Annotated in this window: 17 protein-coding genes and 1 pseudogene; all 18 read right to left on the bottom strand. The window is 61.5% G+C overall.

Translation table 11 applies throughout. From position 1 onward, the window contains the following. Positions 1-111 precede the first annotated feature (111 nt). Entirely contained in the window at positions 112-1491 is a 1380-nt protein-coding gene (locus GO606_RS02475; RefSeq protein WP_169118909.1) for a flippase, read from the bottom strand. A gap of 2 nt (positions 1492-1493) precedes the next feature. Then, entirely contained in the window at positions 1494-2660 is a 1167-nt protein-coding gene (locus GO606_RS02470) for a nucleotide sugar dehydrogenase (RefSeq protein ID WP_169118908.1), read from the bottom strand. A 111-nt stretch (positions 2661-2771) separates the two neighbouring features. Next, entirely contained in the window at positions 2772-3176 is a 405-nt protein-coding gene (locus GO606_RS02465; protein WP_246979303.1) for an addiction module antidote protein, read from the bottom strand. 76 nt (positions 3177-3252) lie between these two features. After that, positions 3253-3405, bottom strand: a pseudogene (locus tag GO606_RS02460) (type II toxin-antitoxin system RelE/ParE family toxin); the annotation flags it as partial. 81 nt (positions 3406-3486) lie between these two features. Then, positions 3487-4764: a Vi polysaccharide biosynthesis UDP-N-acetylglucosamine C-6 dehydrogenase TviB gene (gene tviB, locus GO606_RS02455; RefSeq protein ID WP_169118907.1), complete on the bottom strand. Its 1278-nt coding sequence runs from the start codon at positions 4762-4764 to the stop codon at positions 3487-3489. A gap of 305 nt (positions 4765-5069) precedes the next feature. Continuing rightward, on the bottom strand, positions 5070-5498 hold the full coding sequence (locus GO606_RS02450; RefSeq protein WP_169118906.1) for a TA system VapC family ribonuclease toxin: 429 nt from the start codon (positions 5496-5498) through the stop codon (positions 5070-5072). After that, the gene (locus GO606_RS02445) at positions 5498-5743 is read right to left on the bottom strand and encodes a DUF6364 family protein (RefSeq protein WP_169118905.1); all 246 of its coding nucleotides are present in this window, start codon (positions 5741-5743) and stop codon (positions 5498-5500) included. The genes GO606_RS02450 and GO606_RS02445 overlap by 1 nt, the downstream gene beginning before the upstream one ends. Before the next feature lie 52 nt (positions 5744-5795). Then, positions 5796-6062, bottom strand: a complete 267-nt coding sequence (locus GO606_RS02440; RefSeq protein WP_169118904.1) for a hypothetical protein — start codon at positions 6060-6062, stop codon at positions 5796-5798. A 204-nt stretch (positions 6063-6266) separates the two neighbouring features. After that, positions 6267-6698, bottom strand: coding sequence for a hypothetical protein (locus tag GO606_RS02435; protein WP_169118903.1), 432 nt, complete (start codon positions 6696-6698; stop codon positions 6267-6269). Further along, entirely contained in the window at positions 6688-7179 is a 492-nt protein-coding gene (locus GO606_RS02430; protein WP_246979300.1) for a nucleotidyltransferase domain-containing protein, read from the bottom strand. Before GO606_RS02430 ends, GO606_RS02435 begins: the two co-directional genes overlap by 11 nt. 282 nt (positions 7180-7461) lie before the next feature. After that, positions 7462-9018, bottom strand: coding sequence for a Fic family protein (locus tag GO606_RS02425; protein WP_169118901.1), 1557 nt, complete (start codon positions 9016-9018; stop codon positions 7462-7464). 50 nt (positions 9019-9068) lie between these two features. After that, a complete protein-coding gene (locus tag GO606_RS02420; protein ID WP_246979299.1) occupies positions 9069-9317 on the bottom strand; it encodes an MBL fold metallo-hydrolase RNA specificity domain-containing protein in 249 nt (82 codons plus the stop codon). A 26-nt stretch (positions 9318-9343) separates the two neighbouring features. Then, the gene (locus tag GO606_RS02415; RefSeq protein WP_169118900.1) at positions 9344-9655 is read right to left on the bottom strand and encodes a hypothetical protein; all 312 of its coding nucleotides are present in this window, start codon (positions 9653-9655) and stop codon (positions 9344-9346) included. After that, the gene (locus GO606_RS02410; RefSeq protein ID WP_169118899.1) at positions 9646-10809 is read right to left on the bottom strand and encodes an AAA family ATPase; all 1164 of its coding nucleotides are present in this window, start codon (positions 10807-10809) and stop codon (positions 9646-9648) included. The genes GO606_RS02415 and GO606_RS02410 overlap by 10 nt, the downstream gene beginning before the upstream one ends. A gap of 28 nt (positions 10810-10837) precedes the next feature. Continuing rightward, the gene (locus GO606_RS02405) at positions 10838-11623 is read right to left on the bottom strand and encodes an MBL fold metallo-hydrolase RNA specificity domain-containing protein (protein ID WP_246979298.1); all 786 of its coding nucleotides are present in this window, start codon (positions 11621-11623) and stop codon (positions 10838-10840) included. Positions 11624-11688: 65 nt separating this feature from the next. Beyond that, a complete protein-coding gene (locus GO606_RS02400) occupies positions 11689-11946 on the bottom strand; it encodes a DUF2442 domain-containing protein (protein ID WP_169120891.1) in 258 nt (85 codons plus the stop codon). A 4-nt stretch (positions 11947-11950) separates the two neighbouring features. Continuing rightward, on the bottom strand, positions 11951-12208 hold the full coding sequence (locus GO606_RS02395; RefSeq protein WP_169120893.1) for a DUF4160 domain-containing protein: 258 nt from the start codon (positions 12206-12208) through the stop codon (positions 11951-11953). 340 nt (positions 12209-12548) lie between these two features. Then, positions 12549-13375 (bottom strand): MraY family glycosyltransferase (locus tag GO606_RS02390; RefSeq protein ID WP_246979297.1); only part of this gene is annotated, 827 nt, incomplete at its 5' end.

The following is a 13375-nucleotide window of genomic DNA, read 5'->3' as shown; positions in this document are numbered from 1 at the left end:
GAGCGAAACAGTACGTGTGCTACCCGGAATTGCGACAATCTCGGACGCTTTCTTTCGTCGGGGCGTTCGCCGCTTCCCAAGGAGTTTGCCCATGCGGAAATATTATTCTCACTAAATTGAGCTCCGCGCTAATAGGAGCTCTCTCAGCACAACAAACCATCTTATAGGATTTGCAGATCTCAGCAGCATTATTACTGACACTCTTGTTGGCGCAAACAAAGCTGGAGCTAACAGGGCGGTTGTTGCCTGAGCGGCAATCGAGCTAACGGCTGCACCAACTGCACCGAATGCAGGTATCAGGAACGAGTTGCATACAATGTTTACGAGCATGGCTAAACCGATATAGCGATAGGTATATTTTTGTAGTCCCTCTGTTATTATCCAAGGTCCTCTGGAGATGCCCATTGTTACAAAGATGCCAGCCCATATTTGAATAGATAGAATTGTCGCGGCATCTGAATAATGTGCCCCATACAATAGTCCTACAATCAGATGTGATGAGGCTGTTGTTGCAAGCGCAACGAATACTGAAATGGCAATCAGCGAGTCATATAGTTTTTGTAGTCTTGAGAGATATAAATCGTTATTTTGCGCTTTCAATTTGACGATCCCTGGAAATATAGAGCTCACAATCGCGACAGGGACAAAGTACCAAATTTCGCTTATGCGGGCCGCAGCAGAGTAGACGCCAACAGCTTGGTTACCTAACATCTGCCCCAGCATGACTTGGTCGATGCGCATGTAGAGCATTGCCGCAAGGCCGGAAAGAATCAGCGGCCAGCTGTCGCGCAGAAGCGATTTAGCTCGTGCATATTGGTATCGCCACGCGCCAAGTTTGTTGCCCAGATGCACGTATATGGCTAAAAGTAAAAGCGCAACCAGGGCCGCTTCTGCCAGCACGATCCACACAAAGGCAACCAGCGGCGCTGCACCAAGAATGAGCGCCACCTTGATGGCGGCAAAAACCAGAAATGCGGCGTTCTCTACCCAGACGATGTATTTCGACTGTACTTTCGACTCGAACCAGTACCTGACCACATCCGTCGCCTTGAACACCATGGCGAAGCCGAATATCGCCACGATGACCCTTGCCGTTGTGTCGTCTGGGCGCATGAAGGTAACGGCGATGACGGCCGAGATGAATGCGAGCCAGCCGCCGATCAGTTGCAGCAGAAAAGCCGTACCTAGCGTGGCGCTGGCGTCTTCCGGATTTTTGACCAGATCGCGCACCACGATATTGTTGAGGCCCAGCGTGGCCACGGCGGTGAAGAGCGCGACAATGGCCGTTGCGTAGTTGAAAAGGCCGAACTGCTCCGGCCCGAGATAGCGTGCGACCCACACCCCCACAAACAGGCCCATGCCCATGCGCAGGACCTTGTCGAAAAACAGCCAGCCGGTATTGCCGAGGATTTTCAGCAGATTGGGGCGATGTTCGATCTTGGTGCGCAGGACTGCAGGCAGGCATCGAAGCCAAAAGGGGGGCTTACTCATTCCTAGTCTTGCCCAAACAAATCGCGGGTGAATACCTTGGTTTCGACATCGGAGAGGACCGGGGCCATGCGGTTAGCGACGATCACGTCGGCTTGCTGTTTGAAGGCGGCCAGATCGTTCACGACACGGGATCGGAAGAATTCAGCTTCCTTCAGCGCTGGCTCGTAGACGATGACGTCGACGCCCTTGGCCTTGATCCGCTTCATGATCCCCTGGATGCTGGAGGCTCGGAAGTTGTCCGAGCCGACTTTCATGATCAGGCGGTAGATGCCGACGACCTTTGGTTTGCGGCGGATAAGCTCGTCGGCAATAAAGTCCTTGCGCGTGGTGTTGGCCTCGACGATGGCATGGATGAGGTTTTGCGGCACATCCCGATAGTTGGCCAGCAGCTGTTTGGTGTCTTTGGGCAGGCAATAACCACCATAACCAAAGCTGGGGTTGTTGTAGTGGTTGCCGATGCGCGGGTCCAGGCACACGCCATCGATGATCTGACGGGTGTCGAGGCCGTGGGTGGCGGCATAGGTGTCCAGCTCGTTGAAGTAAGCCACGCGCATGGCGAGGTAGGTGTTGGCGAACAACTTGATCGCTTCAGCCTCGGTACTGTCGGTGAACAGTGTGGGAATATCCCGCTTGATGGCACCCTGTTGCAGCAGGTTGGCGAACGCTTTGGCGCGCTCGGAGCGCTCGCCGACGACGATGCGCGAAGGGTGCAGGTTGTCGTACAGCGCGTTGCCTTCGCGCAGGAATTCCGGCGAGAAGAGGATGTTCCGGGTGTTGTACTTCTCGCACACGCTGCGGGTGTAGCCGACCGGTACGGTGGATTTGATCACCATCACCGCATCCGGGTTGATGACGAGCACGTCCTCGATCACCGCTTCGACGCTGCGGGTGTTGAAGTAGTTGGTGGCGGGATCGTAGTCGGTGGGGGTGGCGATGACAACGAAATCGGCGCCGGCGTAGGCTTGCCGCTTGTCGAGGGTGGCCTTGAGGTCGAGTTTTTTCTCATTGAGGTATTGCTCGATCTCGGCGTCTTCAATGGGCGACAACCGGTCGTTGAGCATCTGGACCTTGGTCGGGACAATGTCGAGCGCCACCACTTCGTTGTGCTGGGCGAGGAGGACGGCGTTGGACAGGCCGACGTAGCCGGTACCGGCGATGGCGATTTTCATATGGAGTGAGGCGTGAGGCGGGTAATTGGGTTCTGTCCCCGCTTTTGATTTTCAACCCAGGGCGCGACTGGATGAGAACAAGCAAGTCATTGGGGTCGTGGAGGCCGCCACTTACTCCGCCCTGCCGCACGAACGTGGCCATGACGCCGCCGAATTTTTCTTCGACGCTGAAGCGGACTTCGGGGTAGTCACGCAGCGCTTGGCGGATGCGGTTGAAGCCGCTGCCGTCACGGTCAGTTTGACGCCCAAGGCTTTGCATACGCGCTGGACGGTTTCGAGGCGCGGCTGGGCATTCGGGCGCAGCGCTTTGTAAAGGGCTTCGCGTTTGATGCCGGTGGCCTTGGCAATTTCGCTCATGCCGCGGGCTTTGGCGATATACCCCAACGCGGCGGCCAGTTCGCCGGGCTCGCCGTCTTCGAGTACCTGGCGCAGGTATTCCGCAACATCGGCATCGGTCTTCAGGTGCTCTGCCATGTCGAACTCGGGCAGGTCGCTGATTTTCACTGGTTTGCTCATGGCTTATCCGTCCATCGATCAGCACTTCGCCGCGCTGGATGTAATACATGCGCCAGCCGGGGCCAAAAAACTCGCGCATCTCGAAAACACCTTCGCCAACTGGAGCAACGTCGCCCAACAGTCCGCGCTGCGCCTTTTCGAGCCGGCGCAGCAACCGGAAGCGCGTGGGGCGGTCCCGTAAGCTGTTGAGCCAGCCGTCGAATTCAGGCGTGTGTTTTACGCTGGGCATTTTACTTGTGTAATCGTTCGAGGACAATCAAGCCGGGAGGCGTAGTTCAGTGGATTGCAGGTTTCCCAGGCGGTCCGGGCATTACAGGCGCAGGTCGGCCGCCTGGCGCGGCAGCACGTACTTGAGGTCATACAGCACGTGTTCGGGCTTGCCGAGGGCGCGGATGCCCTGCGCGCTCATCGCCTTGAACTGGTCGTGGGCCACGGCCACCAGCACCGCGTCGTACTGGCCGGGGGTGGGCAGCTCGATCGGCGTGATGTCGTATTCGTGCCGCGCTTCATCGGCATCCACCCACGGGTCGAATACATCCACCCGGACGTTGTAGTCGGCGAGCTCCCGGACGATGTCGACGACGCGGGTGTTGCGCAGGTCGGGGCAGTTTTCCTTGAAGGCGAGGCCCATCACCAGCACGCGCGCGCCTTCGACCTGGATGCGGCGCTTGAGCATGGCTTTCACCAGCTGCGACACGACGTAGGCGCCCATGCCGTCGTTGAGCCGTCGCCCGGCGAGGATGATCTCCGGGTGGTAGCCGATCGCCTGCGCCTTGTGCGTGAGGTAGTACGGGTCGACACCGATGCAGTGGCCGCCGACCAGGCCGGGGCGGAACGGCAGGAAGTTCCACTTGGTGCCGGCGGCTTCGAGCACGGCTTCGGTGTCGATGCCGAGCTTGTTGAAAATGATCGCCAGTTCGTTGATGAGCGCGATGTTGAGGTCGCGCTGGGTGTTCTCGATGACCTTCGCGGCTTCGGCGACCTTGATGCAGGGAGCCTTGTGGGTGCCGGCGGTGATGATGCGGGCGTAGAGCGCATCGACGAGGTCGGCCACTTGCGGCGTCGAGCCGGAAGTGACTTTCTTGATCGTGCTGACGCGGTGCGCCTTGTCGCCGGGGTTGATGCGCTCGGGCGAATAGCCGGCGTAGAAGTCGTGGTTGAAGCGCAGGCCGGAGAACTTTTCCAGCACCGGCACGCACTCTTCCTCGGTGGCGCCGGGATAGACGGTGGACTCGTAAATGACGATGTCGCCGCGCTTGAGCACCTTGCCGATGGTCTCGCTGGCGCGGATCAGCGGCGTGAGGTCCGGCCGCTTGTGTTCGTCGATCGGCGTCGGCACGGTGACGATGAAGACATTGCACTCGGCCAGGTCGCCCGGGTCGGCCGTGAACCGCAGGTATTCGGCGGCGGCGAGTTCGCGGGCGTCGACTTCGAGCGTGCGGTCGCGGCCGGCCTGCAGCTCAATGATGCGCTCGGCGTGGATGTCGAAACCGGTGACGTGCTGCTTGCGGCCGAATTCGACGGCGAGCGGCAGGCCGACGTAGCCGAGGCCGATGATGGCGAGGTTGATGTCAGAAAGGGTGTGCATGTTTCTGGATGGGCGGGTGTTGTGTCGCGGACGCGACTGGAATCAGACGTTTCTCGTTTTTGGCTTGTTTGCTTGCGGTCTGCTCCCCTCCCTCACCGCGCCGACAAGTTTCGGATCGGCGGAGATGTCCCCGGAGGGCGCGGCCCTGCGGCTTCTTCGAAGCATGGGGCGCGATGTTATCAACATAAACATGCCTTGCAAGCAAATATTTCACGGCAGAGTGCGGGTACTTATCGGTAAGGCATCTAAGGTAGTGTCATGAGCAGGGTTATGTACCGTACTGCTTGTACTGAGGGCGGGCTGCGTCAAAGCGTGCGCCAGTGTTTGGGTTGGGCGCCGGTCACGGTGGCGGGGTTGATCCGTGCATCGAAGCTGACGAAGCGGCAGTTGTGCCGCACCGCGAGGCCGAGCAGGTAGGTGTCGGTGATCTGCCGGTGACCGAGCAGGTTTTGCCAGGTGATCTGTGCGCCATCGAGCAGACTGTAGTCGTCGGCGATGAACTGGTGCGCCGGGTGTGCGGTGGCCTGGGCCAGACGGCTTGCAACGGCGCCCAGTGGCAAAGCCTGCGGGTAGGCAGGTTGAGCCATGATGCGCAGGCAACCGTTTTGGGTCAGCGGACACGATGCCCAGCCATGCCCGATTTCACGTGCGAGCCACCGGCTTGCGCGTGCGTGGTGCACGTGGCTGCCGTCGAGCAGCGCGATGAGGACATTCACGTCCAGCAGCGCACGCATCAGATTCCCTCGGCGTCGCGCAGACGGTCGATGAGCTCGTTGGTCACGATGACGTCACGTGCCGGAAAGGGTTCGAAGCCGGGGACTGCGGGTGTCTGGCGGGCAACGGTTTGCGGTGCAGCGGCACCGATCAGGGTTCGGCGAACGAGTTGGGAGATGACTTTGCCGACACTGGTGTGTTGCTGACGTGCGATTTCCTTGGCGGCGGCAAGGACGTCGCTTTCGATGTCGATCGTAGTGCGCATGTTGATCTCCGTAGCGTGATGATTAAGCATCATGATGCTAGCGCATCACGCATTACCGTGCTCGCCCGCCGATGACGTACCCTCGTCCAGGATTTGCAGGAAAGCGTCGTAGGCAAAGACCCGGCCGCGTTGCTTGCCGGTGATCTCGCATCTGGTCGGCCAGGCTCAGAATGCCCAGCAGCCGGTTCGAGAAAACCAGCGGTGGCGAGGGCGGCAGCGGCAGCGGCAGCGGGACGTAGGCGCTCACCGTCTCGTTGAAGGCGACGGTGGTGACGTAGCGGCCGAGGCGGTCCTCGTTGGGAGGCGTTTCGGTGGTCATTGACGGCTGGCAGACGGCGGCCTTAGTTAAGCTGGCTTTATTAAGGTGTTTCGTTAGTTAAATTTTTGTCGTTTATTTTATCAATCGTGAGTCAGTGGCTTGCTTTGGTTGGCGCCGTGCCCCGCCCGTGCAGGGTGAGTTCGTGGCAGGAGCCGGTGACGCCGGTGATGGCGCCGTGGTGAGTGAGGGTGAGCATGGGGGCTTTCAGGGTGCCAATCTGGTTGCAGCTAATTGTTGAAGGCGAACGGCCTGCTCAATGCATTCGGCAAGTGCCTGGCCGGTGATCAGCTCGCCGTCGTAGTCGCTCAGGTTTCGTTGTTTTCTGAGGCCATCCAATACACGTACAACTGCAAGGTCCACACCCAAGGTGTGCACCAGACACTGGATGGTGATCTGGTGGTGCCCCGGCTTGCTGGTGGAGGTCCTGTAGCCGTGCTTGAGCAATGCGGCGTCGGCGATGGCGCGGATGGCCGTGTAAGCGCAGTCGAACCGGGTTTCGGTACTGTTTTCGGTGCGCCGGGCGTCGGTCAGCCGGCTTTGGGCGGTGGTCAGCATCTTGTTCATCAAAGCCTGGGAAAAGGGCACCTTGTCCAGCTGGCCGATGCGGGCCAGATTGTCGAGCGCGTCAGAGGGCATGCGCGTCTCCAATCAGCATGATCCTGGGCTTGGCCATCACGTCTTGCAGGAAGGCGTTGCCGGCGGCCTTTTTGTCCTGCCATTCGCCGGGACTCATCACTTTGGGGTTGATCTCGCGGCCCAGTGCGGTTTGGGTTTCGTAGGTGGCGTTGATGATGTCCGCGAACGTCACATCTCCGATAACCATCAAGTCAATGTCGCTGTTGGCGTTTTCTGTGGCGCTGGCCATGGAGCCGAACACAAAGGCGGCATGGATCCTGTCTGCCAGTGGCACCAGGCTGAGCTGCAGGGCGTCGCCCATGCCGGTGGTTTTTCGGATCAGGGCCTGCAGTTCGGCGAACACCGGATGATCTGTATTCGCGCTGAATCGGATTTGATTGCCGATGCGTTGGCTGTGCAGCAAGCCAGCATGGCACAGCGCGTCGAGCTCCTTCTTGAGGGTGCCCGGGGCGGCGCCAATCAGCCTGGCCAGTTCGCGCAAGTGAATCTGCTGGTCCGGCCTCATGATCAGAAGGCCCAGCACTTTGCGCCGATACTGGTTCGGAAAGAGCAGATCAGAAACGGAGGGTTGTGTTTTCAATTTAGAAACAAACGTTGCTTAATGGAAAACAATTTTGATGGAAAAAGCGGCGCGGGTGTCGGAAAACGTCCGGGTCCGGAGGTCCGACGGCGCCGTGGTGAGTGAGGGTGAGCATGGGGGGTGTCAGGGCCAAGAATGGGGGCTTACCCGAAGTGCCGAGATGGATTCGGTCATGCATCTGCATCATTTCGATGCCTGCTCGCGGTCGAAGGCGCGTGCGATTTCCGTTTCCAGCGTGCGGACTTCGTCGTCGGTGAGTGCGGCGAATTCGTTCTTCCGTCGCCGGGCGGACAGTTTCATGTCGTTTTGCGTGATGAACATGATGAGGTCGCGAGCGAGGCTTTGCGGCATGTCGATGTGTTGAGCGATGGCGGTGAGTGCGTCGTCGTGGCATTGCAGATAGCGCACTTCTTGCGGCAGGACGTCGGTGACGGTGTGTGCGACGCAGCCGTAGAGGAATTCCGCCAGTTCGGTGTAGTCGCCATAGCGATAGAGCTCGGCGGTGTCGTTGTGCACGATCACGTTGCGCTGGGCGTCGGGTGCCCAGTCGATAAAGGGCATGAGGCGGCCGCTGTGGGCGCGCAACGCGTCGCGGTAGTCGTGGATGCGATCGAGCATGACCGCCGACACCGGGAACACGAGCCCGGCCGGCGCGAAGCCGCGTTCGGCCAGGATGTGGTGGATGAGCGCACGATGCAGCCTGCCGTTGCCGTCTTCGAACGGGTGGATGAAGACGAAACCGAAGGCGACGACGGCGGCGTGGACGACCGGATCGATTCCGCAGGCACCGTGCAAGCGGTGGGCGTCGAGCAGGCCGGCGAGCAGCCCCGGCAGATCCTGCGCGCGAGCGCCGATGAATTCCGGGATGGGGTCGCCAAGGCGGTCACGGTCGCCGAGGAAGACGCCCTGGGTGCGCAGCCCCTTGGCCACGAAGCGGTCGTCGTGGATGAGCGCGTCGTGCATGCGCAGGATCTCGTCCATCGACAGCGCTTGCCGGCCGGCCTGCTGGATGACCTGGGCCCAGCGTTCGAGGCGGTTGCGCGCCGGACGCTCGCCTTCGATCGCGAACGAGGCGCGGCTGTCGGCCAGCAGCAGAAAACTTGCGGCTCGCCGCCAGACGTCCGGGGCCGTGCGCCCCATGACGGCTTGTACCTGCGCGCCGAGCGTCTGTTCGACGAAGCTGTCGAGCGCAGGGGTACGGCGCACGAGCGGGCAGAATGCAGCGCTGCCCGGCAGGTTGTTCAGGATCTTGTGGCGGGCAACGCGGACCCAGCCCGTCGGCTCGCCGACGAAGTATTGCGAGGCGTCGAGCAGCGGGACGTAGCGCCCGCCGCTGGGCAGATCGGCCAGCGGTAGTTCTTCTCCGGTAAGCCATTCGTACAGAAACCACAGGCGCCGCACGTACTGCCGCGCCGGGTTGGCACCGACGATGCCCGCGACCACGTCGCGCCCGAGGTGCCTGAACAGGCGCGAGAGCACGAGCAAGTCGAGCGTTTCGTGCTTGAGTGCAAACAGCAGGTGGCCCGCAAGATCGTCACTGGGCCGGTAGCGCTGATCGAAGATCCGTACGCCGGCCTCGACACGCACACTGCCGCGGACATGCCCGTCCGCCACCGCGCATGCGGGCCCCAGTGGCGCTTCCAGCCCCAGCCCGCGCAACAAGGCGGCGTACCCCACCCAGCGCCGCGAGGCGTCGAGTGCGAGTGCGTGTGTGTCGAAGAAAGGCAGGTGGGCAGACATTGGGTGGAATGCGGGATGGCGGTCGAAAAAGTGGCGTGGATGTCGAAAAATTAACGTTTTGAAGCTTGGTTGTCGAAAAAATTCGTGCTGCTAAAGGATCCTTCCTGCCTCCCGGGCACGAGCAGTCGGCCGGCCCCGGCTTCTTTCAGCCTGCCCTTCAACGCTGCCTTGGCCTCGTCCTCGCCATGCACGATGCGGATCTCCGCGGGCATGTGCGGGATGCCGGCAACAAAGCGCAGCAGGTCCGACTGCCCGGCGTGGGCAGAATAGCCGCCCACCTGGTGGATCTGCGCGCGCATCGGCCCCGCTGCGCCCGGCGGCTTCGTCACCCTGGAAGATGCCGCAGTACGTAAACACGGTCTTCAACATCTTTCGGAATCGCGCTCTGGAAATAGGTGAGCCTGTTGGGATATTCGTCATCGAAGTCGATCAGCAGCACCAGATGTCGATGCCGGTACTTGCGGAGTTGGATGACATGGTCGACCTCGAACTGGTGGAGAACATTTGGCCAGCCACGCACCGGGTTGAGCACCTGCATCTGTCCGGTGGTTGCATCGATGAAGCCGTTTGCAATCGAGCGCGTTGCGTCGTCTTCGGGCAGGACCAGCAGATGTGGACGTTCCCGATTCAGAGCCATGGGTCGATATCCCCATCGAGCAGGCGTTGCAGGAGCTGCGGTTGGCTTGCGTGAGTTTTGCCTTCAGTGCTGGGGTGGAGTTCGTCCAGGCAGCGGATCTGGGTAGGTTCGAGATGCGTCCGCCGCCCCATGACCCAGATGCTGTCGTCAGAGAAACACTGAATGGCCTGAGGGTTGTGCGAGCTGACGATGAGCTGGCCCTTGTTTTGAAAGAAGTTGCGTTTCAGGGCAACAATCAGCTGGTTGATTTCGTGCGGCGCGATGTTGTTGTCTGGTTCGTCCCAGAATGCGAGGAGCGGCCCGGCCTGTTGATTGGCGGCAAGCAGTATGGCGCCGATAAAGAAGCACTTTTCACCATCGGAGAGCGCGGAAATAGGGAGTTCCATACTTTCCGGGGCGCTGGCGAACTGGATGATCAGTGCACGCGCATCCCGACCGAGACGCTCGAAGCGCAGGGCGGTGAGGTCCGGGATGACCTGTTTCAGATGGTCGACAACCGTGGTGTAGGCAGCGGGGTATCTTTCAAGCAATCCGGCCAGCCAGTCGGGCAGGTTGCGGGCGCTGTGTTCGATGGCGGTATCGCTGCCGAGCGCCTCGCTGCGTATGGTTTGCGGTATGGGCGACAACAGCACCATTGCCGCCAACCAGTCGCGAAGGTTTTGCAGGGCCGCGGCGGTGGTGGCGTCCTGGATGACGGGGAGCGCAATGAGATGCCAGTCCATGGAGAAGACGGTGTCGTCGCGCTTTTGTGCTGTGCGGGGTATCGTGATATCGGCTTTTTCGCGGGTAAAGATCGGTTCGCCGTCTACGGTGAGGCGTTCGTGCAGAACCCGAAGCTCACGGAACTTTTCTGGTAGCTCCAGCACGAGGCTGTAGGCGTAGGCCTTTCCGTGAAGCAGCACTTCGAGCTCGAAGCGCATGGGAATGTCGCTGCGACCCCGCGTGAAATCTGCGGGGGTGACAAGCTCACCCAGCCGCGTGCGCCCGCGCCCGATCGCCTGGAGCAGCGCCAGGGTGTGCATGAGGCTCGATTTGCCGCTGCCGTTCTTGCCAATCAGCAAGGATGCGGTTTGGCCTCCCGGCTTGAATTCGAAATTCTCGAAACAGCGAAAATTGTGTATGTAAAGCCGTTGAAGCAACATCCGCTCTGGCATCGTTACCCTCCTGGATCTTGTGCCGCGATTACAGGCGCAGATCAGCTGCGTTACGCGGAATTGCGCATTTTAGGTCATTAACCAAGAGCGGATCGATAGCCGCCCCGGGCACGAGCACGCGGCCAGCGCCGGCCTCTTCCACCCTGCACTTCAACGCCGCCTTGGCGTCGTCGTCATGCACGATGCGGATCTCCGCGGGCATCTCCGGGATGCCGGCCACAAACCGCAGCAGGTCCGCCTGCCCCGCATGGGCGGAATAGCCGCCCACCTGGTGGATCTGCGCGCGGATCGGGTAGCGCATGACGAAGAGCACGTCGTTGCGGGCGTCGCCGAGCATCGCCTTGAGGTAGTTCACGACGCGGCCCCCGGCGCACATCCCGGAGCCGGCGATGACGACCGCGGGGCGGCCGGTGCGGGTGAGGTAATCGACCGCCTTCAGGTGGTCTTCGTGGCGGTCGAGGACGAGCAGCTGGTCGAACGACAGCGGGTGGCGGCCCTGGCGGACGCGGGCAGTGGCCTCTTCGTCCCAGTACGGCTTGAGCTTGCGGTAGAGGCGGGTGAATTCGGCCGCGAGCAGCGAATCGACGACGATGTCGAGCTGTTTCCAGCGTGGGTCGTCGCCGGCTTCGAAGATGATGTCTTCGATTTCGTAGAGCAGTTCCTGCGTGCGGCCGATGGCGAAAGCCGGGATCAGCACGGTGCCGCCGTCGGCCAGCGCATGTTCGAGCACGGCCTGAAGGCGGTGGCGGCGGGTGGTGCGGTCTTCGTGGTCGCGGTCGCCGTAGGTGAGGGTGGGAAGGGGCCGGGACAGCATGAGGGCGGGCGTGGTTAGGGCAAGCAATACCGGGGTCTGATCCTAATCAGCGGGGATGGAGGCAGTCATGCCACCTGGCTGGTCTGAGCCTGTAGCAGCGCGAGCAGAAACTCGGGCGCGAAGTCGGCGCCGTTGGCCCAGACCACGGTGCCGAGCGTTTCATCCTGATGGGCGGTCCTGAAGAGCGTTTCGTCCTTGAGCGGCTCGAACATTTCCCCCCAAAGTTCATCGAACAGGGCGACTTCCCCGGCGGCGCCGTTGTTGAACTGTAGGTAGAGCCGATAGCCGGGGCGCACTTCAACGCGTGTGGTATGCAGGAACATGGTCTTACTCCAAAGGCGAAATCGGTTTGAGCGGCTTACGCAGCTGCGCAAGCTCCCAGTCTTCTGCGAGTTCGGCCTTATGTTCGTCCAGCCAGTCAAGGACTGCACGAAGGGCGCGCTTGGGGAACTCGCCCCGGACGACGCCGGTTTCGATCTCCACCATGATCTCGTAGGCACCGTACCGCGCATGAAAGTGAGGCAAGGGATGATCGGCCCAGTTCATGTAGATCACGATTCCCAGGAAGCGACTGATCTCAGGCATTGGATGAACCTTGAAGCTGTTGGTTATGGCTTGGCATGGTATCCGGACCACTTATGCCAGGACCACGATGATACGTAGTTCGACGTTGAGCGCGCGTACCACAGGCGCCGCACGTACTGCCGCGCCGGGTTGCCACCGACGATGCCCGCGACTACGTCGCGCCCGAGGTGCCTGAACAGGCGCGAGAGCACGAGCAAGTCGAGCGTTTCGTGCTTGAGTGCAAACAGCAGGTGGCCCGCAAGATCGTCACTGTGTGCATGTCTTTGGGTGGCGCGGCGGTTGTGTCGCTGGCGGGACTGGAAGCCGGGGCGGGATTATCGCCGCGAAGGGGGGAAAACGCTCAGATGCGGTCGAGCGCTTCGGCGTTGTCCAGGGCCGCGGAGGCGGGAGACCACGGCCAGCGGAAACGCACCAGCCGCAGGTAGCACAGCAGGTAGGCCGCGAACGTGAGGAGGACCGCGGCCAGGCACTGGCTGCGGCTGTCCCAGCCGATCTGCGCGAAGCCGGCGGGGACGAGCGCAAACAGCCACATCAGCGGCGAGACGGCTGCGTTGCGCAAGGTCGGGTGGTCGGCGTGGACAAAATGGCGCACGACGCGCGCATGCACGAGGCTGTGCAGATGCAGGCGGTCGGCCGCGCCGGGGTGGTGCTCGCGGTGGCGCCGGCGGGCGATGCTGAAGATCAGCTCCATCACCGGGTAGGCGCAGATCAGCAGGCTGACCCACGGCGAGACTTCGGTGTTGCGTTCGGGCAGCAGGATGGCGAGCCAGGCGAGCGCGAAGCCCCCGAGATAGGCGCCGCCGTCGCCGAGGAAGATCTTGCCGGCGGGAAAGTTGATCGCGAGGAAGCCGGCGAACGCGGCGGCGAAAGTCCAGCACACCGACGCGAGGACGACGTCGTCCACCTGGAAGGCCACGAGGCCGAGCGCACCGAACATGATGACCAGCGCGCCGCCGGCAAGACCGTTGAAGCCGTCGATCATGTTGACCGCGTTGGCGATTCCGCCCGCCGCGAACGCGGTGAGGATCACCGCCGCGGGCAGCCACTGCAGGATGAAATCGGCCGGCGCGAGGTCGAGGTGATGCAACGCGATGCCGGTGAGCTGCCACGCCAGCACGCCGCTGCACAGCGTGGCCACGAGTCGCCGGGTGACGCTGACCTTTTTGG

Origin of the sequence: Aromatoleum anaerobium (assembly GCF_012910705.2) — a bacterium.
GTDB lineage: Bacteria > Pseudomonadota > Gammaproteobacteria > Burkholderiales > Rhodocyclaceae > Aromatoleum > Aromatoleum anaerobium.
Note: the sequence above shows the minus strand (reverse complement) of the source record. Positions and strands in the feature narration are given on the sequence as shown.